The following is an 831-nucleotide window of genomic DNA, read 5'->3' on the forward strand; positions in this document are numbered from 1 at the left end:
GCCGCCGCCGCCACCGTGTTCAGCGTCGCGGCCTTGATCGACGCGTTGTCGTGTTCTGCAATCACCAGAATCGTCATTTCTTTGCGCTCCCTCTTACAGCACCTTGGCTTCGGTCTTCAGCTTCTCGACCAGCGTCTTCACGTCCGGCACCTTCACGCCGGCCGCGCGCTTCGGCGGCTCGACCACCTTCAGCGTCTTCAGACGCGGCGCGACGTCCACACCGAGGTCTTCCGGCTTCACGGTTTCCAGCGGCTTCTTCTTCGCCTTCATGATGTTCGGCAGCGTCACGTAGCGCGGCTCGTTCAGGCGCAGGTCGGTCGTGACCACCGCCGGCAGCGTCAGCGACAGCGTTTCCGCGCCGCCGTCGACTTCCCGCGCAACCGTGGCCTTGCCGTCGGCGATCGTCACCTTCGACGCGAACGTCGCTTGCGGGAGACCTGCGAGCGCCGCCAGCATCTGACCCGTCTGGTTCGAATCGTCGTCGATCGCCTGCTTGCCGAGGATCACCAATTGCGGCTGCTCCTTGTCGACCAGCGCCTTCAGGATCTTCGCGACGGCCAGCGGCTCGACGCTGTCGTTCGACTCGACGAGAATCGCGCGATCCGCGCCGATCGCCAGCGCCGTGCGCAGCGTCTCCTGCGCTTGCGTGACACCCACCGACACCGCGATCACTTCGGTCGCGACGCCCGCTTCCTTGAGGCGCACCGCTTCTTCCACCGCGATTTCGTCGAACGGGTTCATCGACATCTTCACGTTCGCGATGTCGACGCCCGTGTTGTCCGACTTCACGCGGACCTTCACGTTGTAATCGACCACTCTTTTCACTGGCAC

The 831-nt window shown here is 64.3% G+C and carries 1 protein-coding gene; it reads right to left on the bottom strand.

From position 1 onward, the window contains the following. Positions 1–93 precede the first annotated feature (93 nt). The coding region (locus tag J8I33_RS34255) for an electron transfer flavoprotein subunit beta/FixA family protein (RefSeq protein WP_245170553.1) at positions 94–831 on the bottom strand (738 nt) is incomplete at its 5' end.

This window comes from Burkholderia sp. AcTa6-5, assembly GCF_017815075.1.
Classification (GTDB): domain Bacteria; phylum Pseudomonadota; class Gammaproteobacteria; order Burkholderiales; family Burkholderiaceae; genus Burkholderia; species Burkholderia sola.